Here is a 21475-nt window from a genome sequence, read left to right on the forward strand (position 1 = left end):
GACAACTCAACCCCTGTGGAAAAGGCTAGCGGTCCGGGATGCGCGGCGGAACGGCACTTGCGTGAATGCCGCGTGAAATCACCATGAAATCAGACGGGCGCCAGCCGTAATCGACCCGGCAGGCGCCCGAAGGGTCAGATCAGGCCCTGTTGGCGGAAAAGGTCCAGCAGGCTGGTTTCCGGGCGCGGCCCCATGTGGCTGATGACCTCGCGCGCGGCAACGCTGCCCATGCGGGCCGCTTTTTCCATGTCCGCGCCGGTGGCCAGGCCGAACAGGAAACCGGCGGCGAACTGGTCGCCCGCGCCGGTTGCGTCCACGGGCACGATCTTTTCAACGCTCACGTCGGTGCGGGTGCCCTCGTGCAGGATCGAGACGCCGTCGCCCGACCGGGTGCAGACCACCAGCGGACAGATCGCGCCCACGGCGCGCAGGTCGGCGTCGAGGTCGTCGTTCTGGTACAGCGAGCGGATCTCGTCCTCGTTGCCGATGACGAAGTCCATGTCGTGTTCAATCAGCTTCAGGAAGTCCGCGCGGTGGCGTTCGACGCAGAAGGGGTCGGAAATCGCGATACCCGGCTTGCCGCCCGCCGCCTTGCAGGCGCGCGCGGCCTTCAGGAAGGCCTCCTTCCCCTTGTCCTTGTCGAAAAGGTAGCCCTCCAGGAACAGGATCTCGGCCTCGCCCGCCACGTCCTCGGACACGTCGTCGGGGCCCAGTTCGGCGGAGATCCCGAGGTAGGTGTTCATCGAGCGTTCGCCATCGGGCGAGACAAAGATCATCGACCGGGATGAGGGCAGTTCGCCGCCCTTGACTGGCTCGTTGACGAAGCCGATGCCCTCGTTCTTCATCGCCGAGGCATAGAATTCGCCAAGATCGTCATCCGCGACGCGTCCGATGAAGGCGGTGCGCGCATCCAGGTTTCCCAGGCCGGCGATCGTGTTGGCCACCGATCCGCCCGGCGTCTGCACCCGGTTGCCCATCGCCTCGTAAAGCTGTTCGGCGCGGTCACGCTCGATCAACTGCATGATGCCCTTCTCGATACCCATGTCGGCCAGAAAGGCGTCGTCGGTGCGGGCGATCACGTCGACGACGGCGTTGCCGATGCCGACGACCTGGTATTTCTTCATGTCGTCTTTTCCTCGAATGGACAGAGGTCGTTGATGAGGCAGGCCTTGCACTTGGGCTTGCGCGCGACGCAGATGTACCGCCCGTGCAGGATCAGCCAGTGATGGGCGTGTTGCTGAAAATCGACCGGGATGTTGTCCTCGATCGCACGTTCCACGGCGACCACGTCCTTGCCCGGACAGATGCCCGTCCGGTTGCCGACGCGAAAGATATGCGTGTCCACCGCCTGCGCCGGGTAGTGCCACCACATGTTCAGCACCACGTTGGCGGTCTTGCGGCCGACGCCCGGCAGGCTTTCCAGCGCGGCGCGGCTGTTGGGCACCTCGCCGCCATAGTCCTCGACCAGGATCTTCGCCATCTTGATGACGTTCTTGGCCTTGTTGCGATACAGGCCGATGGTCTTGATGTGCTCGGTCACACCCTCTTCGCCGAGGGCCAGCATCTTTTCCGGCGTATCGGCGATCTGGAACAGCTTTTCCGTGGCCTTGTTGACGCCCGCGTCTGTCGCCTGTGCCGACAACGCCACCGCCACCACCAGCGTATAGGCGTTGACGTGGTTCAGCTCACCCTTGGGTTCGGGTTCCGAGGCCTGGAACCGGGTAAAGATCTCGCGGATCGTGTGGTAATCAAGCTGCTTGGCCATGCGTTCCCCTATGCCCGCAACGCCATTGCGCCGCAAGACCCGGGGTCCTGCCGCACCGGGCGCCTGCCGCCTTTCACGGAAAACGGCCCGGAATTCTTGCAGAACTCCGGGCCGTTCAGGATGCTTGTCATCTGTCCGGCGTCCGCCGTGGCGCCTCAGGCCGCGTCGCGCAGGCCCAGGCGTGTGCGCAGGGCGGCGGGCAACATCCGGGCCGAGGAAATGCGCGGCATGTCCATCTCGGGAATGATGTGCTCGGCGCCGCAGGCGGCCAGGTACTCGGCGTGGTTGTCCAGCTTGTGGCGCCCGGCATAGTCGCAAAAGCTTTCCGACCCCGCGCCTTCGGCCAGCAGCACCTCGTGGCGGGCGGTTTCGACGTGGTAGACGGTGGTCCGGGCCGCCATCTGGGCAACGGGAACAAAGGTGATCGTCTCACCGTTGACCAGGGCGCTGGCGTTCACCAGGCTGCCGTCCAGCACCATCGCGTGATCGCCGGTCAGCACCAGGTCACGTTTCGGCAGGCCATCGCCCAGGGCGCCGGCGTTGATCCGGACCAGCGCGAAACCGGCGTTGAAATGACGGTCGATGGTCTGACGACCGACCCAGCGGACCGGCTCCAGCCGTCCGTCGGCAGTGCGCACCAGGTCACCGGGGGCCAGGTCCTGCACCTCGGTCTCGCCCGCTTCGGTGGCGATGCGGGTGCCTGCTGCGAAACAGTAGGAGTAGGTTTCCTCGACCACGTCCGGGTTGAAATCGAAAGAGGCCGGAAAGGCGGAGGGTTCCGGCAGGTAGTCCGGCACCAGGATGAACACGTTGCTGCCGTCCGCGATGGGGTAATCCCCCGCGGCTGTCATCACCGGGTACAGGTTGCCCTCGATCTCGATGTCGCCGATGTAGATGGTCCCGGAACCCGAGATGTCCTCGCCGACCGTGAACTGGCTATCGTCGACGCCTTCGCCGCCGAACGGCCCCAGGGCGCCAAGATCGGTCGCCGTCCCGGGGCTGGGCTGAAAGTTGAAGTTGCCCGGGCCACCGTCAAAAACGTCATACTCGATACCTTTGGTGATGCTGAAAGGCATGAGCCTCGCCCCCGTCATTGTTTTGTCAATCACTATCGGAGTAAGGAATTCCGCCCCGCAGTCAATTTTTTCGGGCCGCGCCGCTGCCGCCGCTGCCCAAGGTGTTGCCGGATTGCCTTTGCGCAATATTCGGATCGTGCGTTTTGCGCGGGCGCGGTAAAACCGGGGCCAAGGAGACAGCCGATGCCCAAGGACGACGACCAGAGCTATCACTACAACGTCATGCGACGCGCCATCGAGGCGGTCGACCGGCTGGGCCCGCAGGCCACGCTGGACCAGATCGCGCGCGAGGTCGGCATGAGCCCGGCGCATTTCCAGCGGTTGTTCAGCCAATGGGCCGGTGTCTCGCCAAAGCGCTACCAGCAATACCTGACGCTGGGCCATGCCAAGGCACTGCTGGCGGATCGCTTTACCACGCTGGAGACGGCCCATGCCACCGGGCTGTCGGGGGGCGGGCGCCTGCACGATCTGTTCCTGCGGTGGGAGGCGATGAGCCCGGGCGATTTCGCGCGCGCGGGCGCGGGGCTGACAATCTACTGGGGCTGGTTCGAAAGCCCCTTTGGCCCGGCACTGGTCATGGGCACCGACAAGGGCATCTGCGGTATCGCCTTTTCCGCCGAGACGACAGAGGCCGAGGCGATGGAGGACATGCTGGCGCGCTGGCCGCGGGCAGACTTCGTCGAGGACCCGATGCGCCTGCGCCCCTGGGCGCTGGCGGCTTTCGGCGTCAAGGCGGACGGGCCGGTGCCCTTGTACCTGATCGGCGCGCCGTTCCAGATCAAGGTCTGGGAGGCGCTGCTGCAGATCCCCTCGGGTCATGTCACGACCTATTCCGAAATCGCCGAGGCCATCGAGCATCCGAAAGCGGTGCGCGCGGTCGGCACGGCGGTGGGGCGCAACCCGATCAGCTACCTGATCCCCTGCCACCGCGCCCTGCGCAAATCTGGGGGTCTGGGCGGTTATCATTGGGGGCTGCCGGTCAAGCGGGCCATCCTTGCCTGGGAGGCGGCAAGATTGGAGGCTTGAGGTCTTAACGACCTGTAAAGAAAAGATGTTTCGCGCGCGAAACACGCGTGCCTCTGGATCATGCGCGGAGCCTTGCCGATTTTCCCGGTGACAGGGCTGGGGTTTTGCCGGATGTTATTGCATATCGGCAGTGAAAGACCCCATTCCAGCGGGGCAAACCTGAAAAGAGGCTACACATGATCCGGGCGAAATCCGCGATTCTCATCTCCGCCGTGGCTGTCATCGGCCTGTCGGCCTGTACCACGGGCAACCCGAACGATCCCAACCGCCAGACCAAGCAGGGTGCCCTCGTGGGCGCCGGCGTGGGTGCGGTTGCAGGCCGCCTTCTGGGCGGCGGCGACAGGGGCGAGCGTAACCGGGCGACCGTCGCGGGCGCCCTGGTGGGGGCCGCTGCGGGGGCCGCCATCGGCAACCAGCTGGACAAGCAGGAAGCAGAACTGCGTCAGCAGATGGGCGACAACGTCACCATCCGCAACACCGGCGACCGGCTGATCGTGACCATGCCGCAGGACATCCTGTTCCCGACCGACAGCGCCAACCTGCGCCCGACCCTGGTGTCGGACCTGCGCGACGTGGGCCAGTCGCTGCTGGCCTACCCGAACACCACCGCCCAGGTGATTGGCCACACCGACAGCGACGGCGACGCCGCCTATAACCTGGACCTGTCCCAGCGCCGCGCGCGCTCGGTCGCCAATGTGCTGATCTCCGAGGGTGTGCCCTCGTCGCGGATCTCGGTCATCGGCCGGGGTGAGGATCAGCCGGTGGCGTCGAACCTGACGCCCGAGGGCAAGGCCCAGAACCGCCGGGTCGAGATCGTGATCCTGCCCAACGGCTAAGGCCGGGCGATCCTGACAGGGGGCTGTGCCCCGGTTTATCCGACAGATCAAAGCGCCGCGCCTTGCCGCGGCGCTTTTTCCATGTAGGTCAGGACGAAACAGACAGGAGATCACAATGCCGGACCCCACCCTCGTCGGCCTTTGCGGCGCCCTGCGCGCCGACAGCAGTAACCGCAAACTGATGTTCGAGGCCGCCCGTCTCTTTGCCCCCGACAGGTTCAGCGAACTCGACCTGCGTTTCCCGCTGTTCGACGAGGACATCCAGAACGGCGACGGCATTCCCGCCGCCGTGCAGGCCGCCGCAGATGCCATCGCGGGTGCGGATGCGGTTCTGGTGGTGACGCCGGAATACAACAAGGGCCTTTCCGGGGTGCTCAAGAACGCGCTGGACTGGATCAGCCGGACCGAGGGTGCGCCCTGGCGGGACAAGCCTGTGGCGCTGATGTCGGCGGCGGCGGGCCGCGCCGGGGGCGAGCGGGCGCAGAACATGGCGCGGCTTTGCCTCAACCCTTTTCGTCCACGCCTGCTGACCGGTCCGGAAGTCATGCTGGCACAAAGCCGCAAGCAGTTCGACGAGGACGGGCGCCTGACCGACGAACGCGCGCTGAAGCTGCTGGGCGACCAGATGCAGGAACTGCGCCGCGAGGTGGAACGGATGCGCGGCTGAAGCCCTCAGGCCGGGTTGGAAATCTCGATCAGGTTGCCGTCCGGATCGCGGATATAGATCGACCGGATCGGGCCGGTTGCGCCGGTGCGCGGCAGCGGTCCCTCCTCGATCGTCACGCCTTGGGCGGCCATATGCGCCTGCCACTCCGCCAGGGGCGTTTCGCTGAGAAAGCACAGGTCTGCCGTTCCGGGGCCGGGCCTGCGTGCCTTGGGGTCGAACTCCTGCCCGGCGGTGTGCAGGTTGATCTTTTGCCGCCCGAATTTCAGCGCCCATCGGGTGCTGCCATCGGCGGGGGTGAACCGCTCTGCCTGCATCCCCAGGACGGTTTCGTAGAATTGCCGCGTGGCGGCGGGATCGGTGACGGTCAGCACCAGGTGATCGAGCGACTGGACGGCAGGTGGCATGGCTGGAATAACCCGGCAAAAATCAAGGAGCGTGACCCATGCAGACTGGCCCAGCCGCCGAGCGCCGTCAAACCGACGTGATGGATCCGGACCGCGCCCGCGCCCTGCAGGCGGCGCTGGACCTGCCCGTGACCATCGACGCGGGCACGCCCCTGCCGGTCTTCTTTCACCAGATCTATTTCTGGGACGCGCAGCCGCCCGGCGTGCTGGGGCGCGACGGGCATCCGCGCGTCGGCACCGGCCTGATCCCCGACCTGGGGCTGCCGCGCCGGATGTGGGCGGGCGGCGCGTTGCAGTTCCACGCGGCACTGCGAGCGGGGCAGATGGCGGAAAAGGTCTCTCGGGTGGTGGACGTGACCCGCAAGGAGGGGCGCAGCGGACCACTGGGTTTCGTCACGCTGGCGCATGAGATCTGGCAGGGCGGCCAGCTGTGCGTGACAGAGCGGCAGGACCTCGTCTATCGCCAAGACCCGGACCCGTCCGCGCCGCGCCCGGTGCCGCCAGAGGCCCCGACAGGCGAAGAGGCCAGCCGCGAGATGGGTTTTTCCGAGACGCTGCTGTTCCGCTACTCTGCGCTGACCTTCAACGGCCACCGCATCCACTATGACGTGGAATACGCGCGGGCGGTCGAGGGCTATGGCGGGCTGGTGGTGCACGGCCCACTGCTGGCGCAGGGGCTTTTGCTGTTCGCGCAGGACAAGGCGCCGGTGCGCGGTTTCAGTTTTCGGGCGACGGCGCCCCTGATGCATGACGAGCGCGCCACCCTGTGCCGAAACGGCAACGACCTCTGGGTGCGCGGCCCGGACGGGCGCCAGTGCATGCAGGCGACGGTGGAATACTGATGTGTGGCGCCGGGGCGTCGCCCCGGCCGAATGTGCTCAGCAGCCGGTGCCGTGCACGACCACGCGCACCGTCTTGACCAGCACCCGCAGGTCATTGGCCAGCGACAATTGCGCCAGGTAGGCGGTGTCGAAACCGGCGCGCTGGGCAAAGGAGCTTTCGTTGCGCACCGAGACCTGCCAGTAACCGGTGATCCCCGGGCGCAGCGCGTAATAGGCGGCGCCGGGATAGATCTCCTGCTGGCAGGGCATCATCGGGCGCGGACCGACCAGCGACATGTCCCCGCGCAGCACGTTGAACAGCTGCGGCAGTTCGTCGATCGAGGTCTTGCGGATCAGCGACCCGATGGTCGTGACGCGCGGATCGTGGCGCAGTTTCTGCGTGCGGTCCCATTCCGCGCGCGCGGCGGGGTTCTGATCGAGATAGTCGCTCAGCCGGGCGTCGGCATCGGGCACCATGCTGCGCAGCTTCCAGATATTGAATATCCGTCCATTCCGGCCGATCCGTTTCTGCGAGTAGAAGGGCGAGTGACCGTCGCGTGCGACGAGCAGCGCAAAGATGCCGACGATCATCAGGATCGGAAGGGCACCGAGCAGGACGAGCGTCACGTCGAGCCCCCGTTTAAAGACGTCGCGGTAAAGGGCGGGACCGGTTTCGGCGCGCAGCGCCTCGTCGATCAGCTTCTCAATTCTGGCCGTTGGCAGCGGCTGGCGCAGTTGTAGTGTCAAGATGACCTCCTGAGTCATGCGTTGACGAGAGCACGGGAAATTGATCCGAGTTTATCGCTGTTTCAGGCATAGCTCCGCCATGACACGCAAATGCGTGTCCCCCCGGACGTCAGGACAAATTGCCCTGGCCATGTCTTCGAATGGCGATGCGCGAAAGGCGCAGCAGACCTACCGAGATACTCCCATTGTGGAAGCACCAACCCCCAAGTGCAGTTTATTTAAATTGCGACGAAAGTTTGTCCCAATCGTTCGACAGATTTCTTATGGCTTCACGCCGCCGTTCCGTCAATCTGCACCGGAGGGCGCAACCAAAAGGTGAAAAGTGCGCTTGTGGAGGCGATTGAAATACGGGGGAAATTTCGGTTGAACGCTCAATAATGACGCGAAATTTGGGGGTGTTTTCAGCGTCCCCAGGCAGCTTTGTTTCCCGTTGGTTAATCGAGGGCTTTGAAACAATTTCGAGGATTTTGGCGGGCAGATGTTTCCAGATCGGGAACAGTCTCTGGAAATAAGGGAAACAGGGCTGGGGCGCTGAGGCAATGGTCTCTTGGAAATCTTGCGGGTGCCTGTAAATTCATCCCGGCGGAAACAATGGCGGCGACGTGCCGTAACGGAATGCGTCGCTCGGTGGATTCTGATGCGGCTTTAGGAGCGACGGATATATTCGACAATTATAGGGGGAGTTGCCAAGCTCACGGATTGTTACAAATATAAGAAAATCGAGAGGGCTCGGCCTTGATCCTGCCCGAATCACACCTTGGCGCCGCCATTGATTCGCCCGGATCTGCCACAAACTTGCCGGATTTTCGCCTCTTGCGGGAGAAATTTGGCGCGACAACACATTTGGCGAGAGCCGCGGCAGGGAGGCCAGTGTTGAAAGCCCGCATGGGCGCGGATATGTCGAGCCGGCAAGCGGATCGGGACGAAAGGGCGCACTGTGACCAACCATCTCTACAAGGGCGATCTGCCGGATGATCTGGACCTTGGCCCGGTCGTGGCCATCGACTGCGAGACGATGGGACTGAACCCGCACCGCGACCGGTTGTGTGTCGTGCAGTTGTCGGGCGGCGACGGGAATGCCCACCTCGTTCAGATCGCCAAGGGGCAGACAGAGGCGCCCAACCTTGCGCGCCTGCTGACCGCTCCGCAGGTTCTGAAGCTGTTTCACTATGGTCGGTTCGACATCGCAGCGATGTACAATGCCTTTGGCGCGCTGGCAGCGCCCGTCTATTGCACCAAGATCGCCAGCCGGCTTGTGCGCACCTATACTGACCGCCACGGCCTCAAGGCCCTGACCCAGGAACTGCTGTCCGTCGACATCTCGAAGCAGCAGCAATCCAGTGACTGGGGCGCCGCGGAGCTGACCGAGGCACAAAAGGACTATGCCGCATCGGACGTGCTGCACCTGCACCGGCTGCGCGACGCGCTGAACGAGATGCTGGACCGCGAAGGGCGCACGGAGATTGCCCAGTCCTGTTTCGATTTCCTGCCGACCCGGGCGATCCTTGACCTGGAAGGCTGGCCGGACACCGATATCTTTGCCCATGCGTAAGAGGGGATGAACATGCGCCGGGGAGACGGGCTTTACTCGCGGGTGATCGCCTGGCTGAAGATCCTTCTTCCCCTGGTGGCACTGGCCATGCTGTCGACGTTGTTCTTCCTGTCGCGCTCGACCGAGCCGTTGCAGGACGTGCCCTTTGTCGAGGCTTTGCAAAGGAATGTCGCGCGCGAGCAGGTGAGCGCGCCGTACTATGCGGGAACCACCACCAAGGGCGACGTGTTGACCATGACCGCGCGCAGCGTGCGGCCCGAGGGGGACGGCCAGATCATCGCCGATGAGCTGGAGGCACGGATGCGCCTGACCGACGGCAGCGAACTGCGGCTGGACGCCGTCGAGGCGACGCTGCGCGACAGGAACCAGTTGGCGCACCTGCAGGGCGGCGTGCGCATCGAAAGCTCGCAGGGCTATGTTCTGCGCACAGAGGGGCTGATGTCACGGCTGGACGAGATCGCGGCAGAAAGCATCGGTCCGGTCAGCGGCGAGGGTCCGGTGGGCCGTTTCGAGGCCGGCCATCTCAAGATCGCGCCCAGCGGAGAAGAGGGGGCGGTGCAAATGGTGTTTTCCGGCGGCGTGAAACTGGTATATCAACCGCCGAAAGAAGAAAGTGCTGCCGAATGATCCGTCACCTGCTTGCCGTCATGCTTTTCCTCGCGCCTCTGGGCGCGGCTGCGCAAGGGGCCCAGGTGGCCTTTGGCGGAATGCAGCAGGACACCCGCGCCCCGGTCGAGGTGACGGCCGACACGCTGCAGGTGAACCAGGCCGACGGAACCGCCCTTTATACCGGCAACGTGGTGATCGCGCAGGGGCAGATGCGGCTTGCGGCACCTCGGGTGCTGGTCGTCTACTCGAACGAGGCCGGGCGGATCCGGCGGATGGAGGCCACGCGCGGCGTGACCCTGGTCAGCGGCTCCGAGGCGGCAGAGGCGCAGCGCGCGGATTACGACATCGAGGCCGGGCAGGTCGTCATGACCGGCAACGTCCTGCTGACCCAGGGCCCAAGTGCGCTGACCGCCGAACGCATGGTCGTCAACCTCAGCGACGGCACCGCGCAGCTGTCGGGCCGGGTGCGCACCGTGTTGCAGCAGGCCCCCGACGGCGAGGGGCAGCCCTGAGATGGCCCGCCCGGACCTGAGCGTGACCGAAGGCGACAGTGGTCTTCGCGTCGAACACCTGCGCAAGAGCTATCGCAAACGCGTCGTCATCCGCGACGTCAGCCTGCGGGTGGACCGGGGAGAGGTTGCGGCGCTGCTGGGGCCGAACGGGTCGGGCAAGACGACGTCGTTCTATGCCATCGCCGGGCTGGTGAATCCCGAGGGCGGGCAGGTTCTGATCGACGGGTATGACGCGACCTTTCTGCCGATGTACCGCCGCGCGCGGCTGGGCATCGGCTATCTGCCGCAGGAAATGTCGATCTTTCGCGGCATGAGCGTCGAGGACAACATCGGCGCGGTGCTGGACATCGCCGAACGCAACGCCCACCGCCGCCGCGAGCGGCTGGAGGAACTGCTGGGCGAGTTTTCGATCGAACACCTGCGCCGCGCCCCCGCTCTGGCCCTGTCGGGTGGTGAACGGCGGCGGGTGGAAATCGCGCGCTGCCTCGCGGCGAATCCCAAGTACCTGCTGCTGGACGAACCCTTTGCCGGGGTTGACCCGATCAGCGTCGGCGACATCCGCCACCTTGTCGCGGATCTCAAGACCCGGGGCATCGGCGTGCTGATCACCGACCACAACGTGCGCGAGACCCTAGAGATCGTGGACCGTGCCTATATCCTGCATGACGGCAAGGTCCTGATGTCGGGAACGCCGCAGGAAGTGGTGCAGAACGAAAATGTCAGGCGTGTCTACCTGGGCGAGAACTTTCGCTTTGGTTGAAAATCGGGCCCTGCGCCCTTGACACTCTCCGGGGACACATTGTCGCTGGATCGCGCGTGATCCGCATTCGGTTTCCATTGACAGACCTGCCGGTTTCCTCATCAAATATGAGTATGGTGCTATCGATCACGGCATTGCGTGTTGGCGGGCTCCTCGGTTCCGAGGTTGTCCGCGTGCATTCCGCGATCCGGTACTACCTTCCCTGAACCTTGTGACGCCGCGACGGGGGCTTGTCCTCCGTGTGGCGTACGGGTGCATAAGAAAAGGACAAATCATGCGCTATCAGATCACGGGAAAACACATCGATATCGGCGATGCGCTCCAGGTTCATGTCACGAACGAGCTGGGCGGTGTGCTGGACAAGTACGGCCAGCGTCCGACCGACGCGACCGTGGTTTTCTCAAAGGCGGCCCATGAATATGTCTGCGAAGCGATCGTTCATCTGTCGAGCGGGCTGAACGCTGCCGCCAAGGGACATGCGACGGAAATCTATGCAGCCTTCGAGGCCTGCGCGGAAAAAATGGACAAACAGCTCCGTCGCTACAAGCGCCGGTTGAAAGACCATCACAAGGACCGGTCCGAACCTGTTGAACATTTCGGGGCAGCCTCGTATATCCTCGCCACCGAAGCGGATTCGGGGGAGGAAGAACCCGAAACGCTGCAGCCGATCATCGTGGCGGAGATGCAAACCAAGATCCCGTCTCTGTCGGTTGGGGAGGCCGTGATGCAGATGGAACTGGCCGGAGCGCCTGTTCTGGTGTTTCGCAACGAAAAGAAGGATGGCGTGAACGTCGTGTATCGCCGGGATGATGGCAACATCGGCTGGATCGATCCGTAAGGGTCCGTCCCCCGCCACCAGACCGGACCCGTGCAGTGTTCGCACCCTAGTTACAGGCAGGGCTCATGAAGTTTGTCGATCTCATCTCGCCGACTGCTGTCAAAGTCGTTTCCTCGACCTCCAGCAAAAAGCGACTGATGCATGACATCTCGGACCTCGCGGAGGGCGCTTATGGCGTCAACGCGCCTCGCATCCTCGAGGCGCTGATGGAACGCGAAGCCCTGGGGCCGACGGGTGTCGGCCACGGGGTCGCGCTGCCCCATGCGCGGATTCCCGGCATCGACGAGGTGGCGGGCGCCTTTATCCTGCTGGAAAAACCCGTCGACTTCGACGCGGTCGACCGCCAGCCCGTGGACATCGTCTTTGCGATCTTCGCCCCCGAAGAGGCCGGGGTCGAACATCTCAAGGCGCTGGCGCTGGTTTCGCGCAGCCTGCGGGACCAGGGGCTTTGCGCCAAGCTGCGCGCCAACCCGGTGCCGACCACGCTTTACACCATCCTGACAGAGACCGAGGCCTCCAAGGCCGCCTGAGGCATTTGCGCGACAAAGGTGCGAGGTCAGGAATTCCCCCGTTGGCGTTGATGCGCCGGCGGGGTATCTCAGTTGCATTCATCACCCCGACAACAGAGGAGGGCCGCACATGACCGGATCTATCGTCACCGCTTCCTCCCTGGATCGTTCGGGCCGCTGATTTTCCGCGCCTGCGGGCGCGCCCCATCCCCCCCTGGACGATCCGCCTTTGCGGCCTTTTCCGGGCCGCCTCTCATGATTTGAGAAAGACGGACCTATGGGCAATTCCCCCATCGCGGCACTTGTGCGTGTCTGCGAATTCTACTCTGACGGCGCCTGGATCGAAGGACGCGCCGTCGATCAACTGAACGAGGTTGCCGGCTGGCCCGGCATGGGCGCCGTTGCCGGGTTTCCCGACCTGCACCCGGGCCTTCATGGCCCGGTCGGGGGCGCCTTCCTGGCCGACCGCATCTATCCGCAACTGATCGGTCCGGACATCGGCTGTGGCATGGCGCTGTACCGGCTCGACCTGCCGCGCCGCAAGCTGAAGCTGGACAAGGCCGCGCGGCGGCTGGAGGTGCTGGAGGACGGGATGGCGGCCGAGGAGGCGCGCGCGGCGCTGGCGGGCACCGAGGCCGAAGTGCTGGGGCCCCAGGGGCTGGGCACCCTCGGCGGCGGCAACCATTTCTGCGAGCTTCAGGTGGTCCAGGAGGTGGCCGATACGGTGCCGGGCCTTGCGCCAGGTGATCTGTGCCTGCTGGTGCACACCGGCTCTCGCGGGCATGGTGCCGGGGTTTTCACCGGGATCGAGGACAGCTGGAAGGCCGGCTTCCTGCCCGGCAGCGAGGCGGCGGACAGCTATGTCTCCCTGCATGGCGCCGCGCAGGCCTGGGCGCGGATCAACCGCGCGCTGCTGGCGCAGGCGGCCTCAGAGGCCCTGCGCTGTTCAGCAGAGCTGATCTGCGATGCGCCGCACAACCACCTCGAGGCGCGACCCGACGGTTGGCTGCATCGCAAGGGCGCCGCCGCCCCGGATCGCGGGTTGGCGCCCCTGGCCGGGTCGCGCGAGAGCCTGAGTTACCTCATGGCGGTGCCCGAGGGGCCGGCAGAGGCGCTGGGGTCTGTCTCGCACGGGGCGGGGCGGCGCTATGACCGTGCCGCCATGCACGGGCGTATCCGCCGGGTGAAATCGGAACTGGAGGCGATGCGCCAGACCCGGTTCGGCGGGCGCGTTATCTGTGCCGACCGTGACCTGCTGATCGAGGAGGCGGGCAGCGCCTACAAGGACGCGGGCGCGGTTCTGCGTGATCTCGAAGGTTTCGGACTGGCGCGGGAGGCGGCGTCGCTGGCCCCGCTCATCACCTTCAAGACCAGCAAGGGAGGCCGCTGATGGTGACCCTCTTAATTTCCAGCGGCAACGGGCCATGCGAATGTCAGCAGGCGGTGGGTCATGTGCTGACCCGCCTGGCGGAAGAGGCCGAGGCGCAGGGCGTCACGCTGGACCTGGCCGAACGTGCGGGGCGCACTGGCCCGGTTTCGGCCATTGCCGTGCTCAGCGGGCCGGGGGCCCAGGCGCTGGCGGCGCGCTGGGAGGGTGTATTGCTCTGGCGCTGTCCCAGCACCCTGCGCCCGCGTCACAAGCGCAAGAACTGGTTCGTGCAGGTCTTTCGTCTGCCCAGAACGGCGCGCGGGGCGCATATCGACCCGCGCGAGGTGGAGATGACCGCGATCCGTGCCGGTGGTCCCGGTGGCCAGCACCAGAACAAGACCTCCAGCGCGATCCGCGCGCGCTGGGGCGCATATGCGGTCGTAGTGCGTGATCAACGCTCGCAGCATCAAAACCGGCGGTTGGCGCTGGAGCGACTGCAGGCGCTGGCCGATGCGGATGCCGCCGAGGCACGGGCGGCGCGGGAGGGGCAGGCGCATTGGCTGCACCATCAGTTGCAGCGCGGCGATCCCGCCCGCACGTTCGAAGGGCCGCAGTTCCGCGAACGGTGACGCAAGGCCCCCCCTTCTTTGGTTTTCCAAATACCTCGAGGGTGAGGCCGAAGGCCGAGGGGGCAGCGCCCCCTTCACGCCCAGTCGTCGAAGCCGAACATGGTATAGTCGCGCTGGTAAGCCTCGCGGCCCAGTGCCTCGATCTGATCATCGTAGATCTGGGCCAGGGAAAAGGGCGCGCGGTTGGGTAATTGCTGCGGGTCGGGCGGGTTGTCGTGGCCCACCTGCAGGGCAAGCGCGGGCAGGTAGGCCTGCATCTCGTCCTCGCGCACGATCATGTCGGGCAGGGTGAACTCGGCCATGCCCTGCAGGCATTGCGCCTGCGTGGCCCAATGGCCGTCCACCCGCACTGCCGTCTGGCCGTTGAGGTTGGCCTTGACCCAGGCCAGCCAGGCGGTGAAGGCCTCGCGGTGGGCGTCCACGTCATAGTCCAGCCCCGGCTCCCCCTCGGGGATGGGAAAGTTATGCGCCCGGCGCAGCACCTTGCGGATGCCCTGAAAGCCGCCTTTTTCCGTGGTCAGGATCCTGGAGCAAAAGGCGTCATGCGCGCGTGCCAGCGGATGCCGGATCACTGTAAAGCTGCGGTGGCCCGGGCGGTCTCGTTTCCAGGCCCGCAAGGAGCCCTGGTTGAATTTTTCCACCAGTTTGCCCGTGCCGACACCGTCCAGCGTCGCCAGCCAGTCCTTGACCGCGCGTTCCGGACCGGAGCGGATCGGCATGTACAGCAGCGGCGTCTCGGCGGCGGCGACATAGCTGGGGACGACCGGCCCGCGCCGTGGTTCGAAATTGGGGGTCCGGGCCAGGTTGAAACGGTCGAGCCGGGCCAGGCTGTCGGCCATCTCCTCGTAGTTCTGGACCTTCTCGGCGGTGGGTTGCGGGTTCTGCCGTTTCAGCGCGGTGTTGAGGCTGTCCAGTCGCGCCGCCACCCCCAGCCATTGCGCCAGCCCGTTCATGACGGCGACGTCCTGCAGATCCTCGTAGGCGACATAGAAGGCCGTCTGCCCGGTGGTCTGCAGAACATTCAGCAGCTTGACCTGGAAATCCTGCAACTCGGCCAGGTGGGCCTCGAACTCCTCGGCGTCGAAATGCGCCAGGGCATCCTTGCGTTTCTTGACGTTGGTCAGTTTCCATTGGCCGGTGGCCTGGGCGATCTTCTTGGAGATGTAGCTGTCGGCGGGGTTGCGCGTCAGCACGATCTTGGCCACGCGCGGATCGGTCAGCAGCGGCTCCAGCACGCGGGGGTCGTGATCGTGGAAATAGCGAAAGCCGCCCAGTCCGTCGCTGCCGGTGCGGATACGGTCGACCAGGCCAAGGGGATCGCGGTCGCGGTCCTCTTGCGTGATGTCCAGGATGTCCTGCGCATTCGGATAGCCGATGAAATGCGGGTTGAAGGCCTCTCCGTGGCAAGTCAGCTCGTCAAAGGCATTCAGGTTCGCCTCTAGGAAATTCGACCCTGTCCGCATCTCGGCGAAGATCACGAAACAGTCGAAACGCTGGGACATTGGGCACTATTTCCGGACGAGATAGGGTTTGCGGGCCTTGCCGGGATGCGCGCGGGGCAGCGGATCAACCGGAAAATCGCCCATGAGATAGGGGTGCATCCCCTGGTTCTTGAGGTCTTGCAGGAACTGGCCAAAGCCATTGAGTTCGACCAGGCGGGGGGCCTCGGCCAGGCGGCGGTTGTTCTTTTGCCCGATCTCGTCGATCAGCGTCTGCAGCGGCTCCATCGGGGCCTCGATGAAATCGGCCATCGTCCATGTGCGGATGCGGGCCTTGACGTCCGGCTGGCGCAACTGGTCCAGCATCTTTGCCTCGATCCTTTGCAGGCGCGCGGCCTCGGCCCGGATTTCGGCGAAATCGCCGCCGGACTGGAACAGCGGCACCGCCCAGGCGCCCGAGATGACGCTGATCTGGGCATTAGGGTCACGCGCCATGTGCCAGAGGACCTTGGAGGTGTCGCGCGGCCCGTACTGAAAACACTGGCGTTCGCCGCGCGTGTTCCACAGCAGGTTGGTTAGAAAGGCCTTGGGGTTGGCATCCCGCAGTTTCGCATTGTCCGACAGGGCCCCGGCGATGACGGTTTCCCCGCCGGCGAATTCCGCCCGTTCCGGCGCGAAAAGATGGCCGTGCACCTGCGCGCCGGTGGCCTTGGTCAACCAGGTCTCGAACCCTTGGAACAGGTCCGAAAATCCCTGGAAGACCGAGTATTTCCCGGCAGTCACGCCGTTCTCCCAGCCCCGGTTCGGGAACCGGCTTTGCATGTAGAGCCCGGGGCGGCCCCGGGTCCGCCGATCGACCGCCTTGGCAAAGATGCGGTCGATTTTGCCCGGGTTCGGTTCCTGCCGCTGCTGGTCGCTGTTCGGGTGGGTCAGGAACGCTTGGTACAGGCGGTCCGCGTGGGGCCAGATCTTGCGCGCGACGAAACAGTCCGACCGCCGCAATAGCTGCAGGTGGTCGTCGTAGAAGATGTGCGGCTTGCCCTGGAAATCGAACTTGGACAGGGTCAGCGAGCGGCTTTCGATCTGGGTGGAATAGAGCCGTGCCAGCGTCTGGAAATAGCTTTCGTCCGGAATCCAGACGCGGCGGAAATAGCGGTCATGACGGGGGCGCTGCGGGTCCTGCAGGATGGCGGTCAGGGTCTGGCGGGTCAGGCACCACCACTGGCTGCCCATATGCGGCACCAGCCCCTCTGGGATGCGGCGGGCATAGCCCGTGGCCCGCTGCAGATCGACGAACTTGTCAAAGAGATAGCGGTTGTTGCGCCAGGAAAACGGGAATTGCAGGGTAAAACGCTCTTGGTCCAACCCGCCGACCGTCCAGGGCACATCCGCGGTTGTGGCGCTCTCGATGAAATCGGTGCGCGGGCGGTCGGCCAGGTAGGCCTGCAATTCCGCCACCGGACGCAGCGGCAGGCAGGACCCGGACGAGAGGTAGACGTGCCGGACCTCGGGAAAGCTGTCCAGCATCAGCTGGGCGGCGTCCTGGCTGGCGGCGACAAGGCCCCAGGTGCCCCATTCACAGCGGTGGCGTTTGCAGAACCGCACGTCGGGCCGATCGGCCAGCGCCTTGCGGAATGCCTCGAACACCTGTTTGTCGACCTTGGCATCGACGTGGATCACCACCGGGCAGCCGCCCGCCGCCCAGTGCCGCGCCACCTGCTCGGCCCGGTCAAAGGCGGTGTGGACCAGCATGGCGACACCGACGCTCATGCCCAGTTGCCCTTGGACATGAGGCCGAGGATCTCAAGCTGGCGCCAGTTGATGTAGCGTTCCGACCACTTGCACCAGAGGTCCGGATTGTCCCGCACCCCTTCGGCATAGGCGATGTACTCGCGGCTGGCGCCGTAATGCTGGCCGCGTGTCAGCTCCTCTTCGGCCTTGGCGCCGAAGGTGGACAGGAATTTGGTGTGCAGCAGGATGCCACTGGCCTTTTCCCCGCCCCATTCGTCGTAGACCTGGTTCAACCCGCGCGGCAACAGGTTGTGGGTGGATGAGACATAGGCATAGCGCCGGTCCCATTTCACCAGCGGGATCTTGTTCAGCGCGGGCGCCAGCGCGGGTTTGTCGGCAAAGAACATCCGCGCCCGGGGCCCACCCTGGATCCAGAGATTGCCGAATTTCGGGTTCTTGCTGATCGCGTAGTTGCCGGCATCGAACCAGTTGGCGATTTCCATCGGGTCCTGCCCGGACTGGTAGGGCTGCAGGTCGATGCGCCCCTTGGGGTACATGTCCAGCAACATGGCCGAGAACGACTTGATCGAAGAGGCATCCAGCCAGTCGGTCAGCGCGCGTAAGGGGCGCGTGTCGCAGAACGGGTAGAGAAAGAACTCATCCGGGTCGACAGTCAGCGCCCAGTGTCCGTGCGCGTGTTTGAGCAGAAGCCAGTTGAGCCAGTCCATGCCGAAACGGGCGCGCTTGTAGCTGGCCCGCGTGGTCCAGACAGAGACATCGGGCTGTTCGGCAAGGTAATCCGCCGATCCATCGGTCGAGTCGTTGTCGACGAAAAAGAAATGACCCACCCCCATTTCGCGGTAGTAGCGCAGGAAATAGGGCAGGCGGATACCCTCGTTCCGCTGGGTCGAGAACAGCAGGATGTCCGAGGGCCGGATCTGGTCGGTACGATTGGAAACTGGGCGCAGTTCACGGCGCTTGCGGAAGGCGCGGATACGCCAGCGTTTCCGCTGTAGCCTCAGCCGGTATGCCTGCAATGCGCTCAAAATGCGTGCCTCTTCAACCGCGCCGGACAGGCGCCCTGTCTTGGGCTGCTATCAGGTCAGGGTTAAGACCGTTTTGAAATGCGCCTCCCAGGTCGGGGGCGCAAAGCGCGGTGCCTGTTCCGCGCGGGTCCGTCCTGCCCGATGATCCGCTGCCATCCGGCTTATCTCTTTGCGCCAAAGATACGTGTCCGCAACATCTGCGTAAACGGGAATGTCGCCCAGAACCTCCCTGTAGATCGGGAGGTTGTTCAGCAGCAACGGTACGCCTAGCGCCGCCGCCTCGACCGGGGGCAGACCATAGCCTTCGGCAAAGCTGGGAAAGAGCATCCCGGCGCTGCCTGCCAGCAGCGCGGCCACCTGCCCGTCATCCAGCCCGGGTAGTTCGTGCACAAGGGGCGGATGTGCGTCGAGGCGTTCAAAAACCTCGTGGTTTTCCCAACCCCGGCTGCCGCAGATCAGCAGGTGGGCGTCGGGGATGTCGTCCCAGAGGTCCAGCAGCAGGGCGTGGTTCTTGCGCGGCTCGATGGTGCCGAGGGTGACGAAATAGGGCGCGGTCCAGGGACCATCAGGTGCCTGCGCCGGCTCCGTCAGATCCAGCCCCAGCGGGGCCGAGACCGTCTGCGGCAGGCGTTGCGCGGCGAGGTGCCGGGCCAAGTCACGCTCTGTCTGGCGCGAGTTGCAGACCAGCAGATCGGCCCGCGCGGCGCGGTTCAGGAAATGGCGAAAGCGGCCGACCGTGCCGGGGCGCTGGTACTGCGGCACGTCCAGCGGGATGGTGTCATGGATGAACACGGTCACCCGGGCGTCGACGCCCCGTAGCGCCGACAGGACGCGATCCGTCAGGTTGGTGTGGCCGGTGTTCACATAGGTGAGGCCGCGCGGCAGGTGGCGGCGCAGCATGGCGGACAGGCGCAAGGGCAGGCAGCGTGCCACGCAGATCCGGCGCAGGTCCGATTCCGCCCGCGCGCGCATCGGGGCCAGCCCGCGCTTGATCCGTGACAGGCGGTCGGCCTCGCCCCAGTTGCCCGCCGCGATCCGGTCGCGCAGGGCGGCACAGCCTGTGGCATCCAGCAGAACATAGCCCAGCGATGAGCGCACCAGACCCCAGAGGCGGCCATGCTGCAACAGGTGAGTGAGATAGGCGAATTCGACTCGGTCTACGCCGGTCATGGGGCGGCCTGCCCGGCTGACCAGCCGGGTCAGGTCCAGCAGGCGGTCACGCGGAGTAATGGCCATCTTTGTGCCAGCGCCAGGCGTCGGCGATCATCTGCGGCATGGTCGAACGGTACGGCTCCCATCCCAGGTCCTCGCTGGCGCGGGTCGAGCCCGAGACCAGTTTTGTGGCATCGCCCGCGCGGCGTGGGCCGTCGGTGCAGGGCACGGGCAGGTTCGTCACCTGACCCGCCGCCTCGATCACCTCGCGCACGGAAAAGCCGCGCCCAGTGCCAAGGTTGAAGATGCGGCTGCCTTTGCCGTCGCGCAGCCAGCGCAGGCCCAGCACATGCGCCTCGACCAGGTCCATGACGTGGACGTAGTCGCGGATGCAAGTGCCGTCCGGCGTGTCGTAGTCCGTGCCATGCACGGTCAGGCCGGGGCGCTTGCCGTCCACCGCCTCCAGCATGACCGGGATCAGGTGTGTCTCTGGGCGGTGATGCTCGCCCACCTCGCCTTCGGGGTCGGCGCCGGCCACGTTGAAATAGCGGAAGATCACAGATTTCAGCCCGTGCGACGCCTCGAAATCCCGCAGGATGTTTTCCACCGCGCGTTTCGACGCGCCATAGGCGTTCAGCGGCTCTTGCGGGGTGTTTTCGTCCAGAACGACATTGTCATGCTCGCCGTAGGTGGCGCAGGTCGAGGAAAAGACGAAATCCAGGCAGCCCGCGGCGCAGGCGGCCTCGATCAGGGTCAGCGAGCCTTCGACGTTGTTGCGCCAGTAAAGGCCGGGCTTGGCCATCGCTTCGCCGACCTGGCTCAGGGCGGCGAAATGCATGACGGCGATGGGCTGCCACTTGGCGAAAACCTCGTCCAGGCGGGCGCGGTCGGACAGGCTGCCCTTTTCGAAGGGGCCGAATTTCACCGCATCCTTCCAGCCGGTCACGAGGTTGTCGTAGGTGACGGGCGTGTAACCCGCCGCTCTCAATGCCTTGCAGGCGTGGCTGCCGATATAGCCCGCCCCGCCTGTCACCAGTACCTGCGTCACGGGGTTATTCCGCTGCCTTGCGGGTCACCGCCAGTTCGTCGAGATAGGCGCCCAGGTCATCCTTGAGATCGTCGCGCGCCAGGCCAAAGGCCACGGTCGCCTGCAGGAAGCCGGCCTTCGAGCCGCAGTCGAAGCGTTGACCGTTGAAGCGGTAACCGTAGACGCCGCTGGCGTCGATTTCCTTGGCGATGGCATCGGTCAGCTGGATCTCTCCGCCGGCGCCGGTTTCCGGGTTTTCCAGGTGCTTGAACACGTCGGGGGACAGGATGTAGCGCCCGATCACAGCCAGGTTCGACGGCGCGTCTTCGGCCTTGGGTTTCTCGACCATGCCCCGCACCTTGACCATGTGGCCCATATCCTCGGAACAGTCGAGCACGCCGTAGGCGCTGACCTTGTCGCGCGGCACTTCCATCGCGGCGACCATGCAGCCGCCGGTGTCCTGGTAGGCCTCGACCATCTGCTGCAGGCAGGGCTTGTCGGCGGCGATCACGTCGTCGGGCAGCATGACGGCAAAGGGCTCGTTCCCGACCAGCCGGCGGGCGCACCAGATGGCATGGCCCAGGCCAAGCGCCTTGTGCTGGCGGATATAGGCGATCTCGCCCGAGTCCATGTTGGTCGACAGCAGTATGTCCAGCAGCGCGTCCTTGCCCTTGCGACGCAGCTCTTCTTCCAGCTGCGGGGCGACGTCGAAATAATCCTCGAGCGCGCCTTTGCCGCGCGAGGTGACAAAAATGAATTCCTCGATCCCGGCGGCGCGCGCCTCGTCGATGGCGTATTGGACCAGGGGCCGGTCCACCAGTGTCATGATTTCCTTCGGAACGGATTTGGTGGCCGGGAGGAAACGGGTGCCAAGCCCTGCCACGGGAAAGATCGCCTTGGTGACTTTCGTGTTCATTACAGTCTCCATATGTCCTTGCCTTCGGGCCGGTAGGGGCCTGG

Annotated in this window: 23 protein-coding genes; 12 read left to right on the plus strand and 11 right to left on the minus strand. The window is 65.1% G+C overall.

Annotation, left to right across the window (positions count from 1 at the left end; all coding sequences use genetic code 11):
* Positions 1-134 precede the first annotated feature (134 nt).
* The 3 genes from G9Q80_RS16065 to G9Q80_RS16075 form a co-directional block, all read right to left on the minus strand.
* Positions 135-1124: an adenosine kinase gene (locus tag G9Q80_RS16065; RefSeq protein WP_043140439.1), complete on the minus strand. Its 990-nt coding sequence runs from the start codon at positions 1122-1124 to the stop codon at positions 135-137.
* Entirely contained in the window at positions 1121-1765 is a 645-nt protein-coding gene (gene nth / locus G9Q80_RS16070; RefSeq protein ID WP_069210601.1) for an endonuclease III, read from the minus strand. Before nth ends, G9Q80_RS16065 begins: the two co-directional genes overlap by 4 nt.
* Before the next feature lie 155 nt (positions 1766-1920).
* A complete protein-coding gene (locus G9Q80_RS16075) occupies positions 1921-2841 on the minus strand; it encodes a Hint domain-containing protein (RefSeq protein ID WP_157903803.1) in 921 nt (306 codons plus the stop codon).
* Between the two features lie 183 nt (positions 2842-3024).
* Here G9Q80_RS16075 and G9Q80_RS16080 point away from each other — a divergent pair, with 183 nt between their 5' ends.
* The 3 genes from G9Q80_RS16080 (at position 3025) to G9Q80_RS16090 (ending at position 5370) form a co-directional block, all read left to right on the plus strand.
* Positions 3025-3867 (plus strand): methylated-DNA--[protein]-cysteine S-methyltransferase, encoded by an 843-nt coding sequence (locus G9Q80_RS16080; RefSeq protein WP_043140441.1) that lies wholly within the window; start codon positions 3025-3027, stop codon positions 3865-3867.
* A 176-nt stretch (positions 3868-4043) separates the two neighbouring features.
* The gene (locus G9Q80_RS16085) at positions 4044-4703 is read left to right on the plus strand and encodes a YiaD family glycine zipper/OmpA-like lipoprotein (RefSeq protein ID WP_043140442.1); all 660 of its coding nucleotides are present in this window, start codon (positions 4044-4046) and stop codon (positions 4701-4703) included.
* 115 nt (positions 4704-4818) lie between these two features.
* The gene (locus G9Q80_RS16090) at positions 4819-5370 is read left to right on the plus strand and encodes an NADPH-dependent FMN reductase (RefSeq protein ID WP_088672450.1); all 552 of its coding nucleotides are present in this window, start codon (positions 4819-4821) and stop codon (positions 5368-5370) included.
* Between the two features lie 5 nt (positions 5371-5375).
* Here the strand turns inward: G9Q80_RS16090 and G9Q80_RS16095 are convergent, their stop codons facing one another.
* The gene (locus G9Q80_RS16095) at positions 5376-5774 is read right to left on the minus strand and encodes a VOC family protein (RefSeq protein ID WP_088714644.1); all 399 of its coding nucleotides are present in this window, start codon (positions 5772-5774) and stop codon (positions 5376-5378) included.
* A gap of 38 nt (positions 5775-5812) precedes the next feature.
* Between G9Q80_RS16095 and G9Q80_RS16100 the strand changes: the two genes are divergently transcribed.
* Complete coding sequence (locus G9Q80_RS16100; protein WP_088714645.1) at positions 5813-6616, plus strand: HTD2 family dehydratase; 804 nt, start codon at positions 5813-5815, stop codon at positions 6614-6616.
* 36 nt (positions 6617-6652) lie between these two features.
* On the opposite strand, the gene G9Q80_RS16105 is transcribed toward G9Q80_RS16100, so the two are convergent.
* Entirely contained in the window at positions 6653-7342 is a 690-nt protein-coding gene (locus G9Q80_RS16105) for a sugar transferase (RefSeq protein WP_232788174.1), read from the minus strand.
* A 937-nt stretch (positions 7343-8279) separates the two neighbouring features.
* On the opposite strand from G9Q80_RS16105, the gene G9Q80_RS16110 reads away from it, so the two are divergent.
* The 8 genes from G9Q80_RS16110 (at position 8280) to prfH (ending at position 14120) form a co-directional block, all read left to right on the plus strand.
* Positions 8280-8894 (plus strand): ribonuclease D, encoded by a 615-nt coding sequence (locus G9Q80_RS16110; RefSeq protein WP_088714647.1) that lies wholly within the window; start codon positions 8280-8282, stop codon positions 8892-8894.
* Between the two features lie 12 nt (positions 8895-8906).
* Positions 8907-9521: a hypothetical protein gene (locus G9Q80_RS16115; protein ID WP_043140708.1), complete on the plus strand. Its 615-nt coding sequence runs from the start codon at positions 8907-8909 to the stop codon at positions 9519-9521.
* Positions 9518-10015 (plus strand): LptA/OstA family protein, encoded by a 498-nt coding sequence (locus G9Q80_RS16120; protein ID WP_074621950.1) that lies wholly within the window; start codon positions 9518-9520, stop codon positions 10013-10015. Before G9Q80_RS16115 ends, G9Q80_RS16120 begins: the two co-directional genes overlap by 4 nt.
* Position 10016: 1 nt before the next feature.
* The gene (lptB, locus tag G9Q80_RS16125) at positions 10017-10775 is read left to right on the plus strand and encodes an LPS export ABC transporter ATP-binding protein (RefSeq protein ID WP_088714648.1); all 759 of its coding nucleotides are present in this window, start codon (positions 10017-10019) and stop codon (positions 10773-10775) included.
* 274 nt (positions 10776-11049) lie between these two features.
* A complete protein-coding gene (hpf, locus tag G9Q80_RS16130; RefSeq protein ID WP_043140463.1) occupies positions 11050-11613 on the plus strand; it encodes a ribosome hibernation-promoting factor, HPF/YfiA family in 564 nt (187 codons plus the stop codon).
* A gap of 65 nt (positions 11614-11678) precedes the next feature.
* A complete protein-coding gene (locus tag G9Q80_RS16135) occupies positions 11679-12143 on the plus strand; it encodes a PTS sugar transporter subunit IIA (protein ID WP_043140466.1) in 465 nt (154 codons plus the stop codon).
* A gap of 256 nt (positions 12144-12399) precedes the next feature.
* A complete protein-coding gene (locus G9Q80_RS16140; RefSeq protein WP_088714649.1) occupies positions 12400-13512 on the plus strand; it encodes an RNA ligase RtcB family protein in 1113 nt (370 codons plus the stop codon).
* A complete protein-coding gene (prfH, locus tag G9Q80_RS16145) occupies positions 13512-14120 on the plus strand; it encodes a peptide chain release factor H (protein ID WP_088714650.1) in 609 nt (202 codons plus the stop codon). Before G9Q80_RS16140 ends, prfH begins: the two co-directional genes overlap by 1 nt.
* A 74-nt stretch (positions 14121-14194) precedes the next feature.
* Here prfH and G9Q80_RS16150 read toward each other — a convergent pair whose 3' ends face one another.
* From G9Q80_RS16150 to galU, 6 genes are all read right to left on the minus strand, one after another.
* A complete protein-coding gene (locus G9Q80_RS16150) occupies positions 14195-15622 on the minus strand; it encodes a nodulation protein NodH (RefSeq protein ID WP_088714651.1) in 1428 nt (475 codons plus the stop codon).
* A gap of 6 nt (positions 15623-15628) precedes the next feature.
* Positions 15629-17329: a DUF5927 domain-containing protein gene (locus G9Q80_RS16155; protein ID WP_088714652.1), complete on the minus strand. Its 1701-nt coding sequence runs from the start codon at positions 17327-17329 to the stop codon at positions 15629-15631.
* On the minus strand, positions 17326-18312 hold the full coding sequence (locus G9Q80_RS16160; RefSeq protein WP_184757144.1) for a glycosyltransferase family 2 protein: 987 nt from the start codon (positions 18310-18312) through the stop codon (positions 17326-17328). The genes G9Q80_RS16155 and G9Q80_RS16160 overlap by 4 nt, the downstream gene beginning before the upstream one ends.
* A gap of 75 nt (positions 18313-18387) precedes the next feature.
* Positions 18388-19572, minus strand: coding sequence for a glycosyltransferase family 4 protein (locus G9Q80_RS16165; RefSeq protein WP_088714654.1), 1185 nt, complete (start codon positions 19570-19572; stop codon positions 18388-18390).
* Positions 19553-20536 (minus strand): UDP-glucose 4-epimerase GalE, encoded by a 984-nt coding sequence (gene galE / locus G9Q80_RS16170; protein ID WP_069210524.1) that lies wholly within the window; start codon positions 20534-20536, stop codon positions 19553-19555. Before galE ends, G9Q80_RS16165 begins: the two co-directional genes overlap by 20 nt.
* 4 nt (positions 20537-20540) lie before the next feature.
* Positions 20541-21431 (minus strand): UTP--glucose-1-phosphate uridylyltransferase GalU, encoded by an 891-nt coding sequence (gene galU / locus G9Q80_RS16175; protein ID WP_043140486.1) that lies wholly within the window; start codon positions 21429-21431, stop codon positions 20541-20543.
* Positions 21432-21475 lie beyond the last annotated feature (44 nt).

The organism is Mameliella sp. LZ-28, from assembly GCF_012274245.1.
In the GTDB taxonomy this organism is placed as follows: Bacteria; Pseudomonadota; Alphaproteobacteria; order Rhodobacterales; family Rhodobacteraceae; genus Antarctobacter; species Antarctobacter albus.

Excerpts from the sequence above, each read along its gene's own strand:
- G9Q80_RS16065 (WP_043140439.1), bottom strand. The coding sequence starts at position 1,124 with ATGAAGAAATACCAGGTCGTCGGCATCGGCAACGCCGTCGTCGACGTG.
- G9Q80_RS16080 (WP_043140441.1), top strand. The coding sequence starts at position 3,025 with ATGCCCAAGGACGACGACCAGAGCTATCACTACAACGTCATGCGACGC.
- G9Q80_RS16155 (WP_088714652.1), bottom strand. The coding sequence starts at position 17,329 with ATGAGCGTCGGTGTCGCCATGCTGGTCCACACCGCCTTTGACCGGGCC.
- nth (WP_069210601.1), bottom strand. The coding sequence starts at position 1,765 with ATGGCCAAGCAGCTTGATTACCACACGATCCGCGAGATCTTTACCCGG.
- galU (WP_043140486.1), bottom strand. The coding sequence starts at position 21,431 with ATGAACACGAAAGTCACCAAGGCGATCTTTCCCGTGGCAGGGCTTGGC.
- G9Q80_RS16100 (WP_088714645.1), top strand. The coding sequence starts at position 5,813 with ATGCAGACTGGCCCAGCCGCCGAGCGCCGTCAAACCGACGTGATGGAT.
- G9Q80_RS16135 (WP_043140466.1), top strand. The coding sequence starts at position 11,679 with ATGAAGTTTGTCGATCTCATCTCGCCGACTGCTGTCAAAGTCGTTTCC.
- G9Q80_RS16165 (WP_088714654.1), bottom strand. The coding sequence starts at position 19,572 with ATGGCCATTACTCCGCGTGACCGCCTGCTGGACCTGACCCGGCTGGTC.
- G9Q80_RS16075 (WP_157903803.1), bottom strand. The coding sequence starts at position 2,841 with ATGCCTTTCAGCATCACCAAAGGTATCGAGTATGACGTTTTTGACGGT.
- hpf (WP_043140463.1), top strand. The coding sequence starts at position 11,050 with ATGCGCTATCAGATCACGGGAAAACACATCGATATCGGCGATGCGCTC.
- lptB (WP_088714648.1), top strand. The coding sequence starts at position 10,017 with ATGGCCCGCCCGGACCTGAGCGTGACCGAAGGCGACAGTGGTCTTCGC.
- prfH (WP_088714650.1), top strand. The coding sequence starts at position 13,512 with ATGGTGACCCTCTTAATTTCCAGCGGCAACGGGCCATGCGAATGTCAG.
- G9Q80_RS16090 (WP_088672450.1), top strand. The coding sequence starts at position 4,819 with ATGCCGGACCCCACCCTCGTCGGCCTTTGCGGCGCCCTGCGCGCCGAC.
- G9Q80_RS16120 (WP_074621950.1), top strand. The coding sequence starts at position 9,518 with ATGATCCGTCACCTGCTTGCCGTCATGCTTTTCCTCGCGCCTCTGGGC.
- G9Q80_RS16095 (WP_088714644.1), bottom strand. The coding sequence starts at position 5,774 with ATGCCACCTGCCGTCCAGTCGCTCGATCACCTGGTGCTGACCGTCACC.
- G9Q80_RS16115 (WP_043140708.1), top strand. The coding sequence starts at position 8,907 with ATGCGCCGGGGAGACGGGCTTTACTCGCGGGTGATCGCCTGGCTGAAG.
- G9Q80_RS16085 (WP_043140442.1), top strand. The coding sequence starts at position 4,044 with ATGATCCGGGCGAAATCCGCGATTCTCATCTCCGCCGTGGCTGTCATC.
- G9Q80_RS16140 (WP_088714649.1), top strand. The coding sequence starts at position 12,400 with ATGGGCAATTCCCCCATCGCGGCACTTGTGCGTGTCTGCGAATTCTAC.
- G9Q80_RS16150 (WP_088714651.1), bottom strand. The coding sequence starts at position 15,622 with ATGTCCCAGCGTTTCGACTGTTTCGTGATCTTCGCCGAGATGCGGACA.